Raw genomic sequence first — 15,145 nt, forward strand, 5'->3', positions numbered from 1 at the left:
TTGGAACGTATAGATTGAAAGGGAGGGATTTGCGCATGAGACCTTTACAAATCTCAGCCGATACCGCACAAAAGCTTGCTGCATCACTCAATGTACCGTTAGAACAAATTATGCATATGCCGCAGCATATCTTATTAGCTAAATTAGCGGAGCTTGAACAGAAGAAAGATCGTTCTTCTTAAAGACATAAAGGAGTTTACATTCATGGAACAACAACTAGAAAAATCAACATTACATCCTCGCAGTACAGGACAAACCATCCTGCTGATTGCTGGGATTTTGCTCATTGCATTTAATCTGCGGCCTGCCATTACGTCCGTTGGCCCTGTTATCGGCGCGATTCGTTCCGATTTACAGCTTTCAAATGGACTGGCAGGTTTTCTTACGACATTACCACTGCTTTCATTCGCATTGCTTTCTCCAATTGCACCTAAAATCGGAAAACGCCTTGGCAATGAACGAACCCTCTGGCTTGGACTTGCTGTCCTTCTGTTTGGGATTGTGATTCGCTCGTTTGGCACCATCACCTTCTTAATGATTGGAACGGCGCTAGTCGGCGTCGGAATTGCGATTTGTAATGTGCTCTTACCGGGGCTTGTGAAGCATAAATTTCCTGCACATGCAGGTTTGATGACAAGTGTATACACGACTTCAATGTCCGTCTTCGCTGCACTTGCATCAGGTGTCAGTGTTCCGCTTAGTCATACGATGCCTGGCGGCTGGAATACATCATTCCTTGTATGGGCTGGACTTGCCCTTCTCGCCATGATGGTTTGGGCGCCGCAGCTTCTTCATCAGAATACAGCGGCCGTCAAAACCATTTCTCTTACAGAGCAGCCAATATGGCGCTCACGTGTCGCATGGCAAGTGACCTTTTTTATGGGCTTGCAATCATTCCTTTTCTATAGCAGCATCGCTTGGTTTCCTGATATCTTAACATCACATGGAATGAACCTATCAACAGCTGGATGGATGCTGTCCATTATGCAGTTCGCTGGTCTGCCATCCACCTTCTTAACGCCCGTTCTTGCAGAAAAATTAAAAACGCAAAGACCGCTTGTCGCCGGCCTTGTCCTTGTGTATTTACTAGGCATGATTGGACTTCTTCTCGGAGGATCGACACCTATTCTTGTCATCTCTGTCCTATTGATCGGCATTGGACAAGGTGCTAGTATCAGTCTAGCGCTCACCTTCATTGGATTGCGGACAAGACATATGGAACAAGCAGCTGCCCTCTCTGGAATGGCGCAGTCACTCGGTTATTTATTAGCTGCTGTTGGTCCATTCATGATCGGTATCCTTTTTGATTTCACACATACATGGACACCAGCAATTATCATCTTTATCATCATCCTATTTTTCATGTTTTTATCCGGTATGCGTGCCGGACGCAGCGTCTATATTTCAGATCCTTCATAAAAAAGAACCCGCCTCCTCGTGAGACGGGTTCTTTTCTGCTTATGCCTGCTCTGTCACATGTACCTTTAACGTTGCTTGTACCTCTGGATGAAGCTTTACCGGTACATTTGTGTAACCTAATGCACGGATGGCATCATTCAGCTCGATTTTGCGCTTATCGAGTTTAATTTGATGATCTTTTTGCAATTTATCAGCGATTTGTTTGCTTGTAATGGAGCCAAACAAACGGCCGCCTTCACCTGATTTTGCAGTGAGTTCCACTGTTAACGCCTCAAGTGTTTCTTTTAATTGTTTTGCTTGTTCAAGCTCTTGGATGGCATTCTTTTTCTCTTTGTTTTTCTGCCCTTCCAATGCACTTAGGTTCGTTGGAGTTGCTTCAACAGCTAACCCTTGTTTGATGAGAAAGTTGTGAGCGTATCCGTCAGCTACATTCTTGACTTCGCCTTTTTTCCCTTTGCCTTTTACGTCTTTTAGAAAGATGACTTTCATCTTTGAACCCCTCCTTCGAAATATTCGTCTATGGCAGCCTTTAACTTCCCTACCGCTTCTTCAATGGTTATACCATAAATCTGGGTAGCAGCGTTAGTCAAATGACCGCCGCCGTCTAGTGCTTCCATAATAATTTGAACGTTGATATCCCCTAATGATCTGGCACTAATGCATACCGTATCGTCATCTCGTCTAGCGACAGCAAATGACGCTTCTACCTCACTCATTGACAACAAGGAATCAGCCGTCTGGGCAATCGTAATTTGATCATAATACTCCGACCTGTCAGACGGTAATGAAGCAATAGCCACCTGATTTTGATACAGCTCTGTATGCTGAATGAGTTTTGCCCGTTTGATGTAATGATCGACTGTTTCTTTTAAAAACTTTTGCACAAGGACAGGATCTGCTCCCTTTGCACGAAGGTAAGATGCTGCATCGAACGTTCTTGACCCCGTTCTCAGAGAGAAACTCTTCGTATCCACGATGATCCCAGCAAGAAGCGCAGTCGCCTCAATCATGTTAATCCGCAATTTCTTCGGCTGATACTCTAAGAGCTCTGTCACAAGCTCTGCTGTAGATGAAGCATACGGCTCCATATAAACAAGTAAAGGATCACGGATAAATTCCTCGCCTCGTCTATGATGGTCAATGACCACGACGTTTTCAATCTTATTCAGTAGTCGTTCCTCCATGACGAGAGACGGTTTATGTGTATCCACGACGACAAGCAATGTGTCATCCTTTGCAAGCTCCATTGCTTCCTCTGGCGTGATAAAACGTGACCAAAGCTCTTCATAATTTTTAATTTCACTAATTAAGCGTTGAACACTGTCGCCAATCTGGTTGGCATCAATGACAATATAGCCTTCTTTTCCATTGGCCTGAGCGACCTTTAAAATCCCGATGGATGCACCGATTGAGTCCATGTCTGGGAACTTATGACCCATGATCATGACATTACCGCTTTCAGATACAATTTCTTTTAAAGCATGAGAAATGACCCGTGCGCGTACGCGTGTCCGTTTCTCCATTGGGTTCGTTTTTCCACCGTAGAACTTCACTTTTCCATTCGGCTGTTTAATGGCGACCTGATCCCCGCCTCGTCCGAGGGCAAGGTCAAGACTCGACTGTGCTAGTGCTCCAAGCTCTTTCAAAGAAGGAACGGACGCACCAATCCCGATACTCAAAGTAAGCGTCGCACTATGTGCCCCTGTTTTCTCACGGACCTCGTCTAAAATGGAGAATTTCGACGCCTCAAGCTCAGCTAAAATGCTCTCATTTAGGACCGCCATAAATCGTTCAGACGAAATTCTCTTCAGGAAAATTCCGTATTCTTGTGCCCAATTGTTGAGCAGAGACGTCACTTCACTATTAATCGCGCTGCGCACTTGATCATCAAGGCCCTGCGTGACATCGTCGTAGTTGTCTAAAAAGATATAAGATAAAACCGTTCGTTCATTTTCGTACTGTCGTTCAATCTGCACCTGTTCCGTGACATCAAAGAAATATAAAAGGCGCTCTGATCGTTTAATAATGACTTTGAATTTCCGGTCATTCAGCGTTACATTTTCGGTCTCGACCTCTTGTTTAATAAGAGGCACAATGGACTCGAATGTATCGTACAAGGATCTGCCGACAAGTGTGCTTTCATGAAAGCATGAAGCGAGAAATGGATTCGTCCATTCGATATAATACTGGTCATTAAACAGCATAATACCAATTGGCATCTCCATTAATGCTTCTTCTCCAACCTTTTTGACTCGATAGGATAATGTTGAAATATATGAATCAATCTCTTTCTGCACTTGCGTATCTGCCCACTTTAAGAAGTAGAGCACACCTGCAAGGACGAAAAGACCAACCGCTCCTATGATCCAATTAAAATAAAGGTTGAGGAGGACTGTGACCACCGCAAGGACAATTAACGCGATGATCGGATACTTGATGACAGGTTTTCTATAGAAGCTTGGCACTGATATCAACTCCTCAACATTCAGAGTGAATTATTTGTTTTTTACTTTTTCTCTTAAATCAAAGCCTATGTCAGCAATCCCTATAATTCGCACAATCACACCGATCGGCGGAAAGAAAACCGTTAACACGACAGCGAAAATGGGTACCGCTTTTGAGATGTTTTTTTCGTGGCAATAATAGAAGAGAAAAGAAAATCCCTGAATAAGCACCAGTATAAATAAAATTTTAAACAAACTCGATTGAACGAGCCATAAAAAGCTGTCTTTTTCCGTCTGAATCAGCATCAAAAGCAATGTGAGTAAATAATACCATACCATGCTTTTTGGCAGCCGCATATCCTTAAATTTCTTCAAGGACGGCATGTCTGAAACAAACCGTTTGAGCAAAGGCCGCACGAACCAATGATTCACAAAAGCCATCAGCGTGACCAAAATCAATAACGCTATAGGTAAAGCACTTAATGCCGTATCCTGCAACTCTCTGAACTGCTTCAGCTGCTTCGCAATGTCCTTCTCAGACGCGCCGGATTGCTTTAAAGTACTCTCTACCATCGGCATCATTTGCTCAATCGACTCTTTCGCAATATTCATAATATCGATTTGAAAGAGCTGAACACTGACAACAAAGGAGATGAGAAAACTGAATAAATAAATCAGCGCACCTGTTATGATGGCATTCCCGGGCTGCCTTCTGCTGTAGAAAACACCCATGCCTAATCCGGCGGCAATCAATATTGGTGCAGTCATAAGACCATTTATAGACCCAATTAAAAAGCTGATCACTATGCCAATAGCGCCAGCAGCAATTCCTTTTTTCAAGCCGTGTCTGATTGTATAGAGGATGATCGGAATCGGAGCAGATAGAAAAAAAATAATGGATAATAGCGGCACATACAAATAAAACAACGTCATGACCGCGAAAATACTCATCATGATTGCGCCCTCTACTAACGCTTTTGTTTGTTTCACACCTTCACCTCTATCCAATCCTTTTGTCTATATCTTGCTCAATGTGTACTTCTATGTATACGTATGATGTCAGCTCCATCATGTCTTGCCCCAACCTTTATTTTACCATAGCGGCAAATCTCAAGTAAAATGCAGGCTATTCTGGGAGCGTTTCACGTGGAACACCGATATGGAATCGTACATGCAAGTTTTCAAACAGCATGTTACAATTTTTAAGATAATTCTTAGCTATAAACCCTGAATTCAAGGTCAAAAGCTGTTAGAATAGAAACATCATCAATAAAAGTAAGAAGGAGAATTCACATGGGAAAAACACTCGTATTCGGACACAAAAATCCTGACACAGACACGATTTGTTCTGCTATTGCTTACGCTGATCTGAAAAACAAAATCGGCGCTCAGGCAGAAGCCGTCAGACTTGGAGAAATCAATGGAGAAACACAATACGCATTAGATTTCTTTAAACAAGAAGCACCTCGTTTCATTGAAACGGCTGCAAATGAAACAAAGCAAGTCATTCTTGTTGATCACAACGAATTCCAGCAAAGTGTAAGCGACATTGATCAAGTACAAGTAACTGAGGTCATTGACCATCACCGTATTGCCAACTTTGAAACAAGTGAACCTCTTTACTATCGTGCTGAGCCTGTAGGCTGTACAGCAACGATCTTAAACAAAATGTATAAAGAAAACCAAGTGACGATTGAAAAGGAAATCGCTGGTTTGCTTTTATCTGCGATCATTTCTGATTCCTTACTATTCAAATCCCCAACATGCACACAGCAAGATATTGATGCTGCGCATGAGCTTGCAAAAATCGCAGGGGTAGATCCAGAAGTTTATGGCCTAGACATGCTGAAAGCAGGCGCTGATTTAAGCCAAAAAACGGTTCAAGAATTAATTACACTTGATGCAAAAGAATTCGCACTAGGCAAAAGCAAAGTGGAAATTGCGCAAGTCAATACAGTAGATATCGCTGAAGTGACAGCAAGACAGGCTGACATTGAAGCGAAAATCAATGAAGTCATTGCAGCAAAAGGTCTTGATCTATTTGTTTTAGTCATCACAGACATTTTAGAAAATGACTCCCTTGCTCTTGCACTCGGTGCAGAAGCAGCAAAAGTAGAAAAAGCATTTAACGTCACGCTTGAAAACAACACAGCTTTACTAAAAGGTGTTGTATCAAGAAAGAAACAAGTCGTACCTGCATTAACAGACGCACTTTCTTAATAAAACAAGACAAGACTGCTGAATCATTCAGCAGTCTTTTTTGTCTGTCTTCTTTTTAATGAACGTACGTATCACTCACGAGAATATCCTTTAGTACGCTTGTTGGAATCGTGAATTCAACTACGCCCATGTAACCAGGTGCCACATCATATTCATTAAAGGAAATCACCAGTTTGCCTTTTGAATTGATATAGAAGTTTTGATCTGGTTGAATCTTCTTAAACGGTTCAACCGTATCTTGCTTAGTAATCCAGTAAATCTTATTTGAATCCTCTTTCATCTGTTTCTTCATTTGTACTTTAATATTTTCACTAATCACATTAATATAACGATCATCTTTAAACAGACTTGGTAATGTAATGAGGACATGATTTTTCTTATCCACCGTATCATATGTCATTTCCTCTGCCGCAGAAGCCTGAGTCGTCACCTTGTATCGACCTAGTGAAAGAACTTGGTCATTGTTTGTTTTTACTTCATATCCGCTCTCTACACTCAAATGACCATTTTTATAACCCTTTGTTTCCTTTTCAAAATCTTGATACAGCTTTTTGTTTTCAGCTAAATATTTTTCATTCAGGCTGTCTTGTAATGTTCCGTCCCCAAGTCCTGAAACGTGTGGTGTTTTAAGATCAATATTCGTTCCTTGATCGCTCTTTTTAAATTCTGTAAACGTCACGACTTTCACCAGCTCGCCAATGATAGGTACTTCTGAAATCGCTCTTGCTGCCTGTGGACTAACATTAACAGTTGTGACAAAAAGAGCAGCCGCTGCAACAAGTCCGATGGTCCATTGCTGAAAATGAGGTTTTTTGTTTTTTCTTTTTAACGTTCGTTCAATCATCGCATCATATTCCGGTGGTATAGGGATTTCTAAATATTCATCTTTTAAATGTTCCAAATACTTATCCATTTATATTTCCTCCTGTGATAATTCTACTTTTAAAAGCCGCAGCGCCTTATATAATCTTGTTTTAATGGTGTTTTCATTTTCATCGAGAATCTGGGCGATGTCCTCTAATTTTAGATCTTCAAAGAATCTCAAAATAATGATGACTCGATACATCTCAGGCAAATCTTCTATAGCCCGTTTGACGTCTTGATCCTCGTATACATCTGATTCGCCCTGTGATAAGAATTCAAGCGTATCATCATCTGTCACCTGCACCCGCTTCTTCTTTCGTAAAAAGTCTAGGGCAGCGTTCACCACGATTTTATAAAACCAGCTATGCATCTTGCTCGTATCCTCTAATCGATGAACAGATTTAAGTGCTTTATGAATAGCCTCCTGAACAACATCCATAGCATCTTCCGGGTTTTTGACATAACTATAGGACAACCGATAAAAACTGTGTTTATGCTCCATGACGTAATCCGCAAATTGATCGTCTATTTTTCGTTTCTTCATTTTACAAAGAGCTCCTTTATCTTAAATGCGCATCTGTTATTTCTTACATTGGATAGACGCGCGCCTTTTAAAAATAGTTTGCGCTCGGTTATTTTTTTAACATGTCATCGCATTTGCATTCCTATACAAAAAGAGCGAACCTGATGGGTTCACTCTTTCCAGACGGATAGTGTTTGATGGACAAACTGTTTTAGTGGAGAAAGCGGATGAATGATAGGAACGCCTGTCTCGCGCTCCATCTGCTGTGCCGCATGAACCATCGAAAGCTGCATCACACAAATATCTCTGCCTTTTTGCTTCATACATTTTCTCAGCTGCTCCTTGATTTGTTCATCATAGGCTTGCATATCACCGTTTAGGCAAAGATGAAAGACATCCTCCATCACAACCATTTCTACTTCAACCTGTTTACCCCGCTCTGTTGCATATGATTCAAGCCGCTGCATCGTTCCCTCCACTGTATTTGGGTTGGAAAACACAAGCTGAAGAGGCCCTTTTTTCTCACAAATCAGCTCAAATAACGGTTCATCGATCGGAACAATCGGTTGTTTAAAGAGGTGCTGCTGATCACCTAGAGCAGCAATGTATTGTGTACACGTGAGCAGAATGAGATCGGCTTCACTTTCTTGCTTTAATCTGTTGATAGCATACGTTTGCTGCTTGTGTTGATCAAACGAGGGATCTTGAGTGGCGCGTTCTATAAATGATGAATCGACTGTGTGATGCAAATCAACATCTGTATCACCAAAAACATCTTCTATATATGACTGATTGGACGGATGGGCGTGAAGGCAGTGTAATCGAATCATCAGGCTCTCTCCTCGTGAAAGTTTTCAATCATTATATCAATCCTTGTATGAAATAGGGAGCAGCATGACCATATTGTTAAGGAGATATTGAAGGAGGGATTTGAATTGAAAGAAGATCAACAGCCTAAATCATCTTCAGAGTCAGAAGAAACCTTAACGAATCGGCAAGGTCATCCCGTCACAGACAATCAAAATATGAGAACTGTTGGGAATAGAGGACCCACTACACTTGAAAACTACGATTTCCTAGAGAAAATCAGTCATTTTGATCGTGAACGCATCCCTGAACGTGTTGTGCATGCACGCGGTGCCGGAGCTCACGGTTATTTTGAAGCCTATGGCACATTCGGCGATGAACCGATCTCCACCTATACGAGAGCGAAATTGTTTCAGGAGAAAGGGAAAAAGACGCCTGTTTTCGTTCGTTTTTCTTCTGTGATTCACGGCGGGCATTCGCCAGAAACATTACGCGATCCGAGAGGGTTTGCAATTAAATTTTATACAGAGGAAGGCAACTGGGATCTCGTGGGGAACAACCTGAAAATTTTCTTTATCCGAGATGCTTTAAAATTCCCTGATTTGGTTCATGCCTTTAAGCCAGACCCCGTCACCAATCGTCAGGACGGCGAGCGTATCTTTGATTTTGTCTCACAATCACCTGAAGCGACGCATATGGTGACATTTCTCTTTTCACCGTGGGGCATCCCAGCAACATACCGGCATATGCAAGGCTCAGGTGTCCATGCGTACAAATGGGTGAATCATGAAGGAAAAGCGGTGCTGGTTAAATATCATTTTGAACCGAAACAAGGCATTCGCAATCTGACCCAAGAACAGGCGCAAGCGATTCAGGGAGAAAATTTTAACCATGCCACACAGGATTTATATGAAGCCATTGAGCAAGGAGATTATCCTGAATGGGAGGTATATGCACAGATCATGGAAGATGATGCCCACCCTCACCTCGACTTTGACCCGCTTGATCCGACAAAGCTTTGGTACAAGGATGACTATCCATGGAAACCAATCGGACGGATGGTATTAAACAAAAATCCAGAAAACTATTTCGCAGAAGTCGAGCAGGTTGCCTTTGGGACTGGTGTACTCGTAGATGGTTTGGATTTCTCAGATGATAAATTGCTTCAAGGCCGTACCTTCTCCTACTCTGACACGCAGCGATATCGTGTAGGACCAAACTATTTACAGCTGCCGATCAATGCACCGAAAAAGCAAGTCGCCACCAATCAGAGAGACGGCCAAATGGAATACCATGTCGATCAAGGCAAAGGGCAAAATCCCCATGTGAATTATGAACCATCGATCCTCGGGGGATTAAAAGAAGCCAAACAGGATGGAAAGGATCATACGCCTTTTGTAGAGGGTGAAGTCAAACGAGAAGCCATTGACCGACCGAACAACTTCGGACAAGCGGGAGAAACGTATCGCCGTTTTAATGATTGGGAGCGAGAGGAACTGATTAAGAACTTAGTCAACACCCTTGCGACATGTCAAAAGGACATTCAAGACCAAATGATCGAAAACTTTACAAAAGCAGACCCTGATTACGGAAAGCGTGTCGCTGACGGTTTAAAAGCCTTTAAACAAGAGCAGCCAAGCGGACCTATCGGCTCTACAGGCGCTGCTCAAGCCGTGGACGAAGCCATCAACAACAGCACACCATCAGATCCTTATTAATGAAAAAAAGAATGCAGCGGCGAGGCTGCATTCTTTTTGTATACATCTATTAAGCGTTTTGACCTTTTTTGATCCATTCTGCCACATTCACTGTACGTTTTGCCTGATGTTTCACAGCTGCTTCTGCATCCTCTTGGATTTTTCCATTTTGGTCAACGGTCACACTCACACCGTAAGGGTTGCCCCCTGCACCGTATAAGGAATCATCTGTGTATCCAGGAGCGGCAATAATTGCTCCCCAGTGGAACATTGTCGTATAAAGGCTGAGAACCGTCTGCTCCTGTCCGCCATTTGCATTTTGAGCTGAAGTCATCGCACTGACTGCTTTGTTTGCCAATTTACCTTGGAACCACAAGCCGCCTGTCGTATCTAAGAACTGCTTCATTTGAGCTGGCAGGTTACCGAAACGTGTCGGCATGCTAAAGATGATGGCATCTGCCCACTCTAAATCACTTAATTGAACCTCTGGCACATCCTTTGTTTCGTCTAAATGTGCTTTCCATGCTGGATTTGAAGCTACAACTGCTTCTGGTGCCAATTCAGCAACCTTTAATACTTTAACTTCTGCGCCAGCTTCTTTTGCTCCAGCTTCAGCCCATTTCGCCATCTGATAGTTTGTACCTGTTGAACTATAATAAATAATCGCTAATTTTACGTTTTCCATTTGATCCATCTCCTTTTGTTTGTTTTGCCCAAAAAGCTTCTGTAAAAATCCCACCTGTATTCCCCACCTTATTTAAAATTGACGACGATACCATAAAGCCGCAGCATCGACTTCTTCTCTCGTTAACTGATGTCCGCGATTTTCCCAATGAAGTGTAACCGATGCGCCTGCACCCTGCAGCAATTGCTCCAGCTCCTGCGATTCCTCTGGACGGCACATTGGGTCATTTTCACCAGCTGCTATAAAGACTTGTTTCCCCGCTAATGAAGGCAATGAAACCCCGCGTCTTGGAACCATTGGGTGATGCAGGATGGCTCCTTTTAAAGCATCCCCATAATGGAATAACAAGCTTCCAGCAATGTTTGCCCCATTGGAATATCCGATAGCCACCACATTGTGACGATCAAACCCATATTCATCGGCTGCTTCTCCGATAAATGTATACAGCTCCTCTGTACGAGCAATCAAATCCTGCTCATCAAATACGCCCTCTGCCAAACGTCTGAAAAACCGCGGCATGCCGTTTTCTAATACATTCCCTCTCACACTAAGAACAGATGCGTCAGGATCTACTATCTGTGCAAGCGGCAATAAATCTTCTTCCGTCCCGCCAGTTCCATGCAGTAATAGCAGAACAGGTCTTTGTTCATTCTTTCCTTTTCGAAAAAGATGCTTCATCATGAATCTCCTTTCCCTTTAACTTCTCTCACTTCAATTGGCAGTACAATTTGTTCAATCTGACTGCGCTGCGCCTCATATTGCGGTGGCAGTTTCAATGCTTCACCCATTGTTTCCACTGATTCGTCATGTGCAAACCCTGGAGGATCAGTGGCAATCTCAAATAATATGCCCCCAAGTTCTCTAAAATAAATGGCATTGAAGTAATTTCGGTCTTGCACAGGTGTCACTTGATACCCACTTTGTGCAATATGCCTTTGCCAATCTAATTGGTCTTGATCATCTGTTGCTCTCCATGCAATATGGTGCACAACTCCAACACCCATACGTCCTCGTGGAACAGGTGTGATGTTCACATCAATGACATTGCCTATTTCGCCAAACGAACGGAATCTCACATAGTCTCCTTCTGCTCCGACTCTTTCAAGTCCCATCGTTTGCTCTAGCAGCTGCATCGTTTGTTCCGGCTGCGAAGTTAATAAAACAGCTCCGCCAAAACCTTTAATCGCTACATCTGGTGTGACACCGTTAAATGTCCACTCGTTTTGCTTTCCTTCCGCACGCTCTACTAGCTCAATCAATAAGCCGTGTGGATCTTCAAATGAGAGAAAAGCTTCACCAAAACGTTCAACCATTTCATAAGAAACATTAAACTGCTCAAGACGATCCTTCCAGAAAGAGAAAGCGCCTGTCGGTACGACATATGTCGTCACGCCCACTTGACCTGCACCAATTTGACCTTTTTGTGCTCCCGGCCAAGGGAAAAATGTAATAATGGTCCCTGGAGAGCCGCCTTCATTTCCAAAATATAAATGATATGTGCCCGGATCATCAAAATTCACGGTCTTCTTCACGAGACGAAGCCCTAAAACACCTGCATAAAAATCAACGTTCTCCTGAGGATGACCCACAATAGCTGTAATATGGTGAATTCCTTCTGTTTTTTTCACTTCTAATGACCTCCTAATCATGAAGTAATAAACCTCTATTCATTATTCATTATGTCTTTACTGACGTCTTTATATTATCTCGAATTCGAGATATTAAATCAAAAAAATATATTTATCTCGAATTAAGGATATGATGTTTTTAAGTAAATGTCAATGATTTTTGTTTTTTCTTTTAAAAAGCAGAGCTGCTTTGCCATAAACAGCCCTGCTTTTCCTTGATTATTGCAGCAATTTTTTCTTTTTTAAATAGGCTTTCGCTACCTGAAATGCATCCTTCCCCTTCACATTGACTTCATAATTCATTTCTCTCATCTCATCGTCTGTGATTTGACCCGCAAGCTTATTGAGAGAGGTCTCAATCTCAGGGAATTCAGTTAATGTCTCCTGCCTGAGCAGCGGTGCTCCTTGATATGGCGGGAAAACATGCTGATCATCATCAAGCACCTTTAATTTGTATTGTCTCAATTCACTATCTGTCGAATACGCATCGACCAAATTGATATCCCCTTTTTGAATCGCTCGATAACGAAGCTTTGGCTCCATCGTCACGACATCATCAAAGGAAAATTGATAGGCTTTTTGAATGCCTCGATACCCATCCTGACGATCAGAAAACTCTAAGGTGAATCCAGCTTTTATACGGTTTTTGATCTTACCTAGATCTGAAATGTTGGACACCTTATATTGATCAGCCAGTGACTGCGGCACGGCTAAAGCATACGTATTGTTGTATGCCATGGGCTCAAGAAGGCGGAGCTGAAAGGATGATTCCAATCCACGCCGAGCTTGCTCATACACTTTTACTTTATCTGTGCTTTTTGCTGTTTCCTTGAGGAATTCAGAAATCGCTGTACCCGTAAACTCAGGATAAATGTCGATATCACCAGAGCGTAAAGCCTGAAAAACAAAGGACGTCTTACCAAGACCAGGCTTCAGGTTCACTTGAATATCTGTATCCTGTTCAATTAAAAGCTTATACATCGAGATCAAAATCTCAGGCTCTGAACCTAACTTTCCGCCAATGGTGATTTCTTTCTTTTCTTGCTGAAACAGCACGGGGGAAGCGACAACTGCTCCAGCAATCAGAGCAAAAACAGTCACAGAGATCACCGTCTTTTTAAAGGAAATCTTCTCAAAGGTTCGCAGCACCACATCAAATAAGAGTGCGAGTAAAGCAGCTGGTATCGCACCAATGACAATGAGCGACATATCATTTCGATCAATTCCCAGCAGGATTAAGCTTCCTAATCCCCCAGCCCCGATCAGTGCGGCCAGAGTGGTCGTTCCCACAATGAGAACCATCCCGGTTCGGATACCCGCCATGATCACTGGCATCGCAAGAGGGAGCTCCACCTTTAATAACCGTTTGCGATGATTCATCCCCATAGCAAGCGCCGCTTCTCTCAGAGAAGGATCAACCTCCTGAATGCCTGTATATGTATTTCTTAAAATAGGGAGTAAGGCATAGACCACAAGCGCAATAATCGCAGGCACTTGCCCAATCCCCACGAGAGGAATCAGCAAGCCAAGCAGTGCAAGCGACGGAATTGTTTGCAAGACTGCCGTCACCCCGATGACCCACTCCGCTAGCTTTGGAACCCTCGTTAAATAGATACCTAATGGAATGGCAATCAAAATCGCTAAAAATAAAGCAATAAAAGAAATTTGAATATGCTCAAGTAAGGCGTGTCCCAATTGTTCTTTTCGTTCCCATAACACACGAGTCCAATCATTCATGTGAATCGCCCCTCTCTCTAGGAGAATCAGCTAAAAACTGAATCACTGCTTGACGGTTCACTAGTCCTATCCGATCTCCATTCTTTTCAACAGCCAATTCCTCATGCCTTGCCAATTGAGATAAGACTTCATCCAGTGTGGCATGTGCTGAGACCGCCTCATAGGATAAAAGAGCTTCGTGAGCCATCGGTTGCGCCAAGGTTTCCAGCTCAAATGCTTGATGTCCTTCATGATGGGCAGCCCCTGAGACAAACTCCTGTACAAAGGCATTGGCTGGTTGCTGAACCAATTCCTCAGGATGTCCGATCTGCACTACTTTTCCTTCATTCATCACACAAATTCGATCACCCAGCTTCATAGCTTCCTGCATATCATGCGTCACAAAAACAATGGTTTTTTGAATACGGCGCTGCAAATCAAGCAGATCATCCTGCAATTTCTCCCTCGTTAGTGGATCTAACGCACTAAAAGGTTCATCCATCAGGACAATCTCAGGATTAGCTGCAAGTGCACGTGCCACACCGACACGCTGCTGCTGCCCACCAGAAAGCTCTGCTGGCTTTCGATGTCGATACATAGCAGGATCAAGCCCGACCATCAACATGAGTTCATCGACACGCTGTCTGGTCTCATTCCGGCTCCATTGTTTAAGCTCTGGCACCACAGCAATATTTTCTTCTATGGTCATATGAGGAAAAAGCGCAATTTGCTGCAAAACATAACCGATATCCCAGCGCAGCTCATACATATCATAATCACTTATTTTTTGACCTTTTATGTAAATCTCACCTTCTGTTGAAGAAATGAGACGATTGATCATTTTCAATGTCGTCGTTTTCCCGCTGCCACTAGGTCCAATCAATACAAAAAACTCACCTTGCTGAATCTCCAAATCAACAGATTGAACGGCATAGCGCTCATCAGAAAATTGCATCGATACCTTTTTAAATTCAATCATCTTCCCACGCCCTGACTGCAATTATTTTCTAGACTACCAATATGACAGATCAACCTCATATTTGTATAGAATAAACTGTCACTTTTACATACTTCCCCTCGGTTGACTGCCAAAAACAGTTCTAGCAAAAATAGATGAGATTCTTAGTGAGACAAATAAAAAA

The 15,145-nt window shown here is 42.7% G+C and carries 15 protein-coding genes; 4 read left to right on the forward strand and 11 right to left on the reverse strand.

Translation table 11 applies throughout. The features are described from left to right. The first annotated feature begins 35 nt into the window (after positions 1-35). Together ACN6NB_RS19230 and ACN6NB_RS19235 are read left to right on the forward strand one after the other, a co-directional pair. Positions 36-182 carry a YycC family protein gene (locus tag ACN6NB_RS19230; protein ID WP_064498621.1) on the forward strand — a complete coding sequence of 49 codons (147 nt, stop codon included), beginning with the start codon at positions 36-38 and terminating at the stop codon, positions 180-182. Between the two features lie 22 nt (positions 183-204). Beyond that, a complete protein-coding gene (locus ACN6NB_RS19235) occupies positions 205-1,419 on the forward strand; it encodes a CynX/NimT family MFS transporter (protein WP_039182887.1) in 1,215 nt (404 codons plus the stop codon). Positions 1,420-1,458: 39 nt separating this feature from the next. Here ACN6NB_RS19235 and rplI read toward each other — a convergent pair whose 3' ends face one another. Genes rplI through ACN6NB_RS19250 form a run of 3 tightly spaced genes read right to left on the reverse strand, consistent with a single transcriptional unit; the run spans position 1,459 to position 4,853 of the window. Then, positions 1,459-1,908 (reverse strand): 50S ribosomal protein L9, encoded by a 450-nt coding sequence (gene rplI, locus ACN6NB_RS19240; RefSeq protein WP_008359128.1) that lies wholly within the window; start codon positions 1,906-1,908, stop codon positions 1,459-1,461. Continuing rightward, entirely contained in the window at positions 1,905-3,884 is a 1,980-nt protein-coding gene (locus tag ACN6NB_RS19245; RefSeq protein WP_039182890.1) for a DHH family phosphoesterase, read from the reverse strand. The genes rplI and ACN6NB_RS19245 overlap by 4 nt, the downstream gene beginning before the upstream one ends. Positions 3,885-3,914: 30 nt before the next feature. Further along, positions 3,915-4,853 (reverse strand): YybS family protein, encoded by a 939-nt coding sequence (locus tag ACN6NB_RS19250; RefSeq protein ID WP_474253548.1) that lies wholly within the window; start codon positions 4,851-4,853, stop codon positions 3,915-3,917. 303 nt (positions 4,854-5,156) lie between these two features. Here ACN6NB_RS19250 and ACN6NB_RS19255 point away from each other — a divergent pair, with 303 nt between their 5' ends. Then, positions 5,157-6,083, forward strand: a complete 927-nt coding sequence (locus ACN6NB_RS19255) for a manganese-dependent inorganic pyrophosphatase (RefSeq protein WP_039182895.1) — start codon at positions 5,157-5,159, stop codon at positions 6,081-6,083. 55 nt (positions 6,084-6,138) lie between these two features. On the opposite strand, the gene rsiV is transcribed toward ACN6NB_RS19255, so the two are convergent. The 3 genes from rsiV to ACN6NB_RS19270 all read right to left on the reverse strand — a co-directional run bounded on the left by rsiV (position 6,139) and on the right by ACN6NB_RS19270 (position 8,300). After that, entirely contained in the window at positions 6,139-6,996 is an 858-nt protein-coding gene (rsiV, locus tag ACN6NB_RS19260) for an anti-sigma-V factor RsiV (protein ID WP_366206519.1), read from the reverse strand. Beyond that, positions 6,997-7,491 carry an RNA polymerase sigma factor gene (locus tag ACN6NB_RS19265; protein ID WP_039182900.1) on the reverse strand — a complete coding sequence of 165 codons (495 nt, stop codon included), beginning with the start codon at positions 7,489-7,491 and terminating at the stop codon, positions 6,997-6,999. A gap of 149 nt (positions 7,492-7,640) precedes the next feature. After that, the gene (locus ACN6NB_RS19270) at positions 7,641-8,300 is read right to left on the reverse strand and encodes an aspartate/glutamate racemase family protein (RefSeq protein WP_039182903.1); all 660 of its coding nucleotides are present in this window, start codon (positions 8,298-8,300) and stop codon (positions 7,641-7,643) included. A gap of 195 nt (positions 8,301-8,495) precedes the next feature. Between ACN6NB_RS19270 and katX the strand changes: the two genes are divergently transcribed. Then, on the forward strand, positions 8,496-9,995 hold the full coding sequence (katX, locus tag ACN6NB_RS19275; RefSeq protein ID WP_235354832.1) for a catalase KatX: 1,500 nt from the start codon (positions 8,496-8,498) through the stop codon (positions 9,993-9,995). A 49-nt stretch (positions 9,996-10,044) separates the two neighbouring features. On the opposite strand, the gene wrbA is transcribed toward katX, so the two are convergent. The 5 genes from wrbA to ACN6NB_RS19300 all read right to left on the reverse strand — a co-directional run bounded on the left by wrbA (position 10,045) and on the right by ACN6NB_RS19300 (position 14,982). Beyond that, positions 10,045-10,659 carry an NAD(P)H:quinone oxidoreductase gene (gene wrbA, locus ACN6NB_RS19280; RefSeq protein WP_034283654.1) on the reverse strand — a complete coding sequence of 205 codons (615 nt, stop codon included), beginning with the start codon at positions 10,657-10,659 and terminating at the stop codon, positions 10,045-10,047. Positions 10,660-10,731: 72 nt separating this feature from the next. Then, positions 10,732-11,340 carry an alpha/beta hydrolase gene (locus tag ACN6NB_RS19285; protein WP_039182909.1) on the reverse strand — a complete coding sequence of 203 codons (609 nt, stop codon included), beginning with the start codon at positions 11,338-11,340 and terminating at the stop codon, positions 10,732-10,734. Then, positions 11,337-12,308 carry a ring-cleaving dioxygenase gene (locus ACN6NB_RS19290; RefSeq protein ID WP_039182911.1) on the reverse strand — a complete coding sequence of 324 codons (972 nt, stop codon included), beginning with the start codon at positions 12,306-12,308 and terminating at the stop codon, positions 11,337-11,339. Before ACN6NB_RS19290 ends, ACN6NB_RS19285 begins: the two co-directional genes overlap by 4 nt. A 198-nt stretch (positions 12,309-12,506) precedes the next feature. After that, positions 12,507-14,024, reverse strand: a complete 1,518-nt coding sequence (gene opuFB / locus ACN6NB_RS19295; protein WP_474253549.1) for an osmoprotectant update ABC transporter permease/substrate-binding subunit OpuFB — start codon at positions 14,022-14,024, stop codon at positions 12,507-12,509. Next, positions 14,017-14,982 (reverse strand): ABC transporter ATP-binding protein, encoded by a 966-nt coding sequence (locus ACN6NB_RS19300; RefSeq protein WP_144491799.1) that lies wholly within the window; start codon positions 14,980-14,982, stop codon positions 14,017-14,019. Before ACN6NB_RS19300 ends, opuFB begins: the two co-directional genes overlap by 8 nt. Between the last annotated feature and the right edge of the window lie 163 nt (positions 14,983-15,145).

The organism is Bacillus sp. 11B20, from assembly GCF_056098985.1.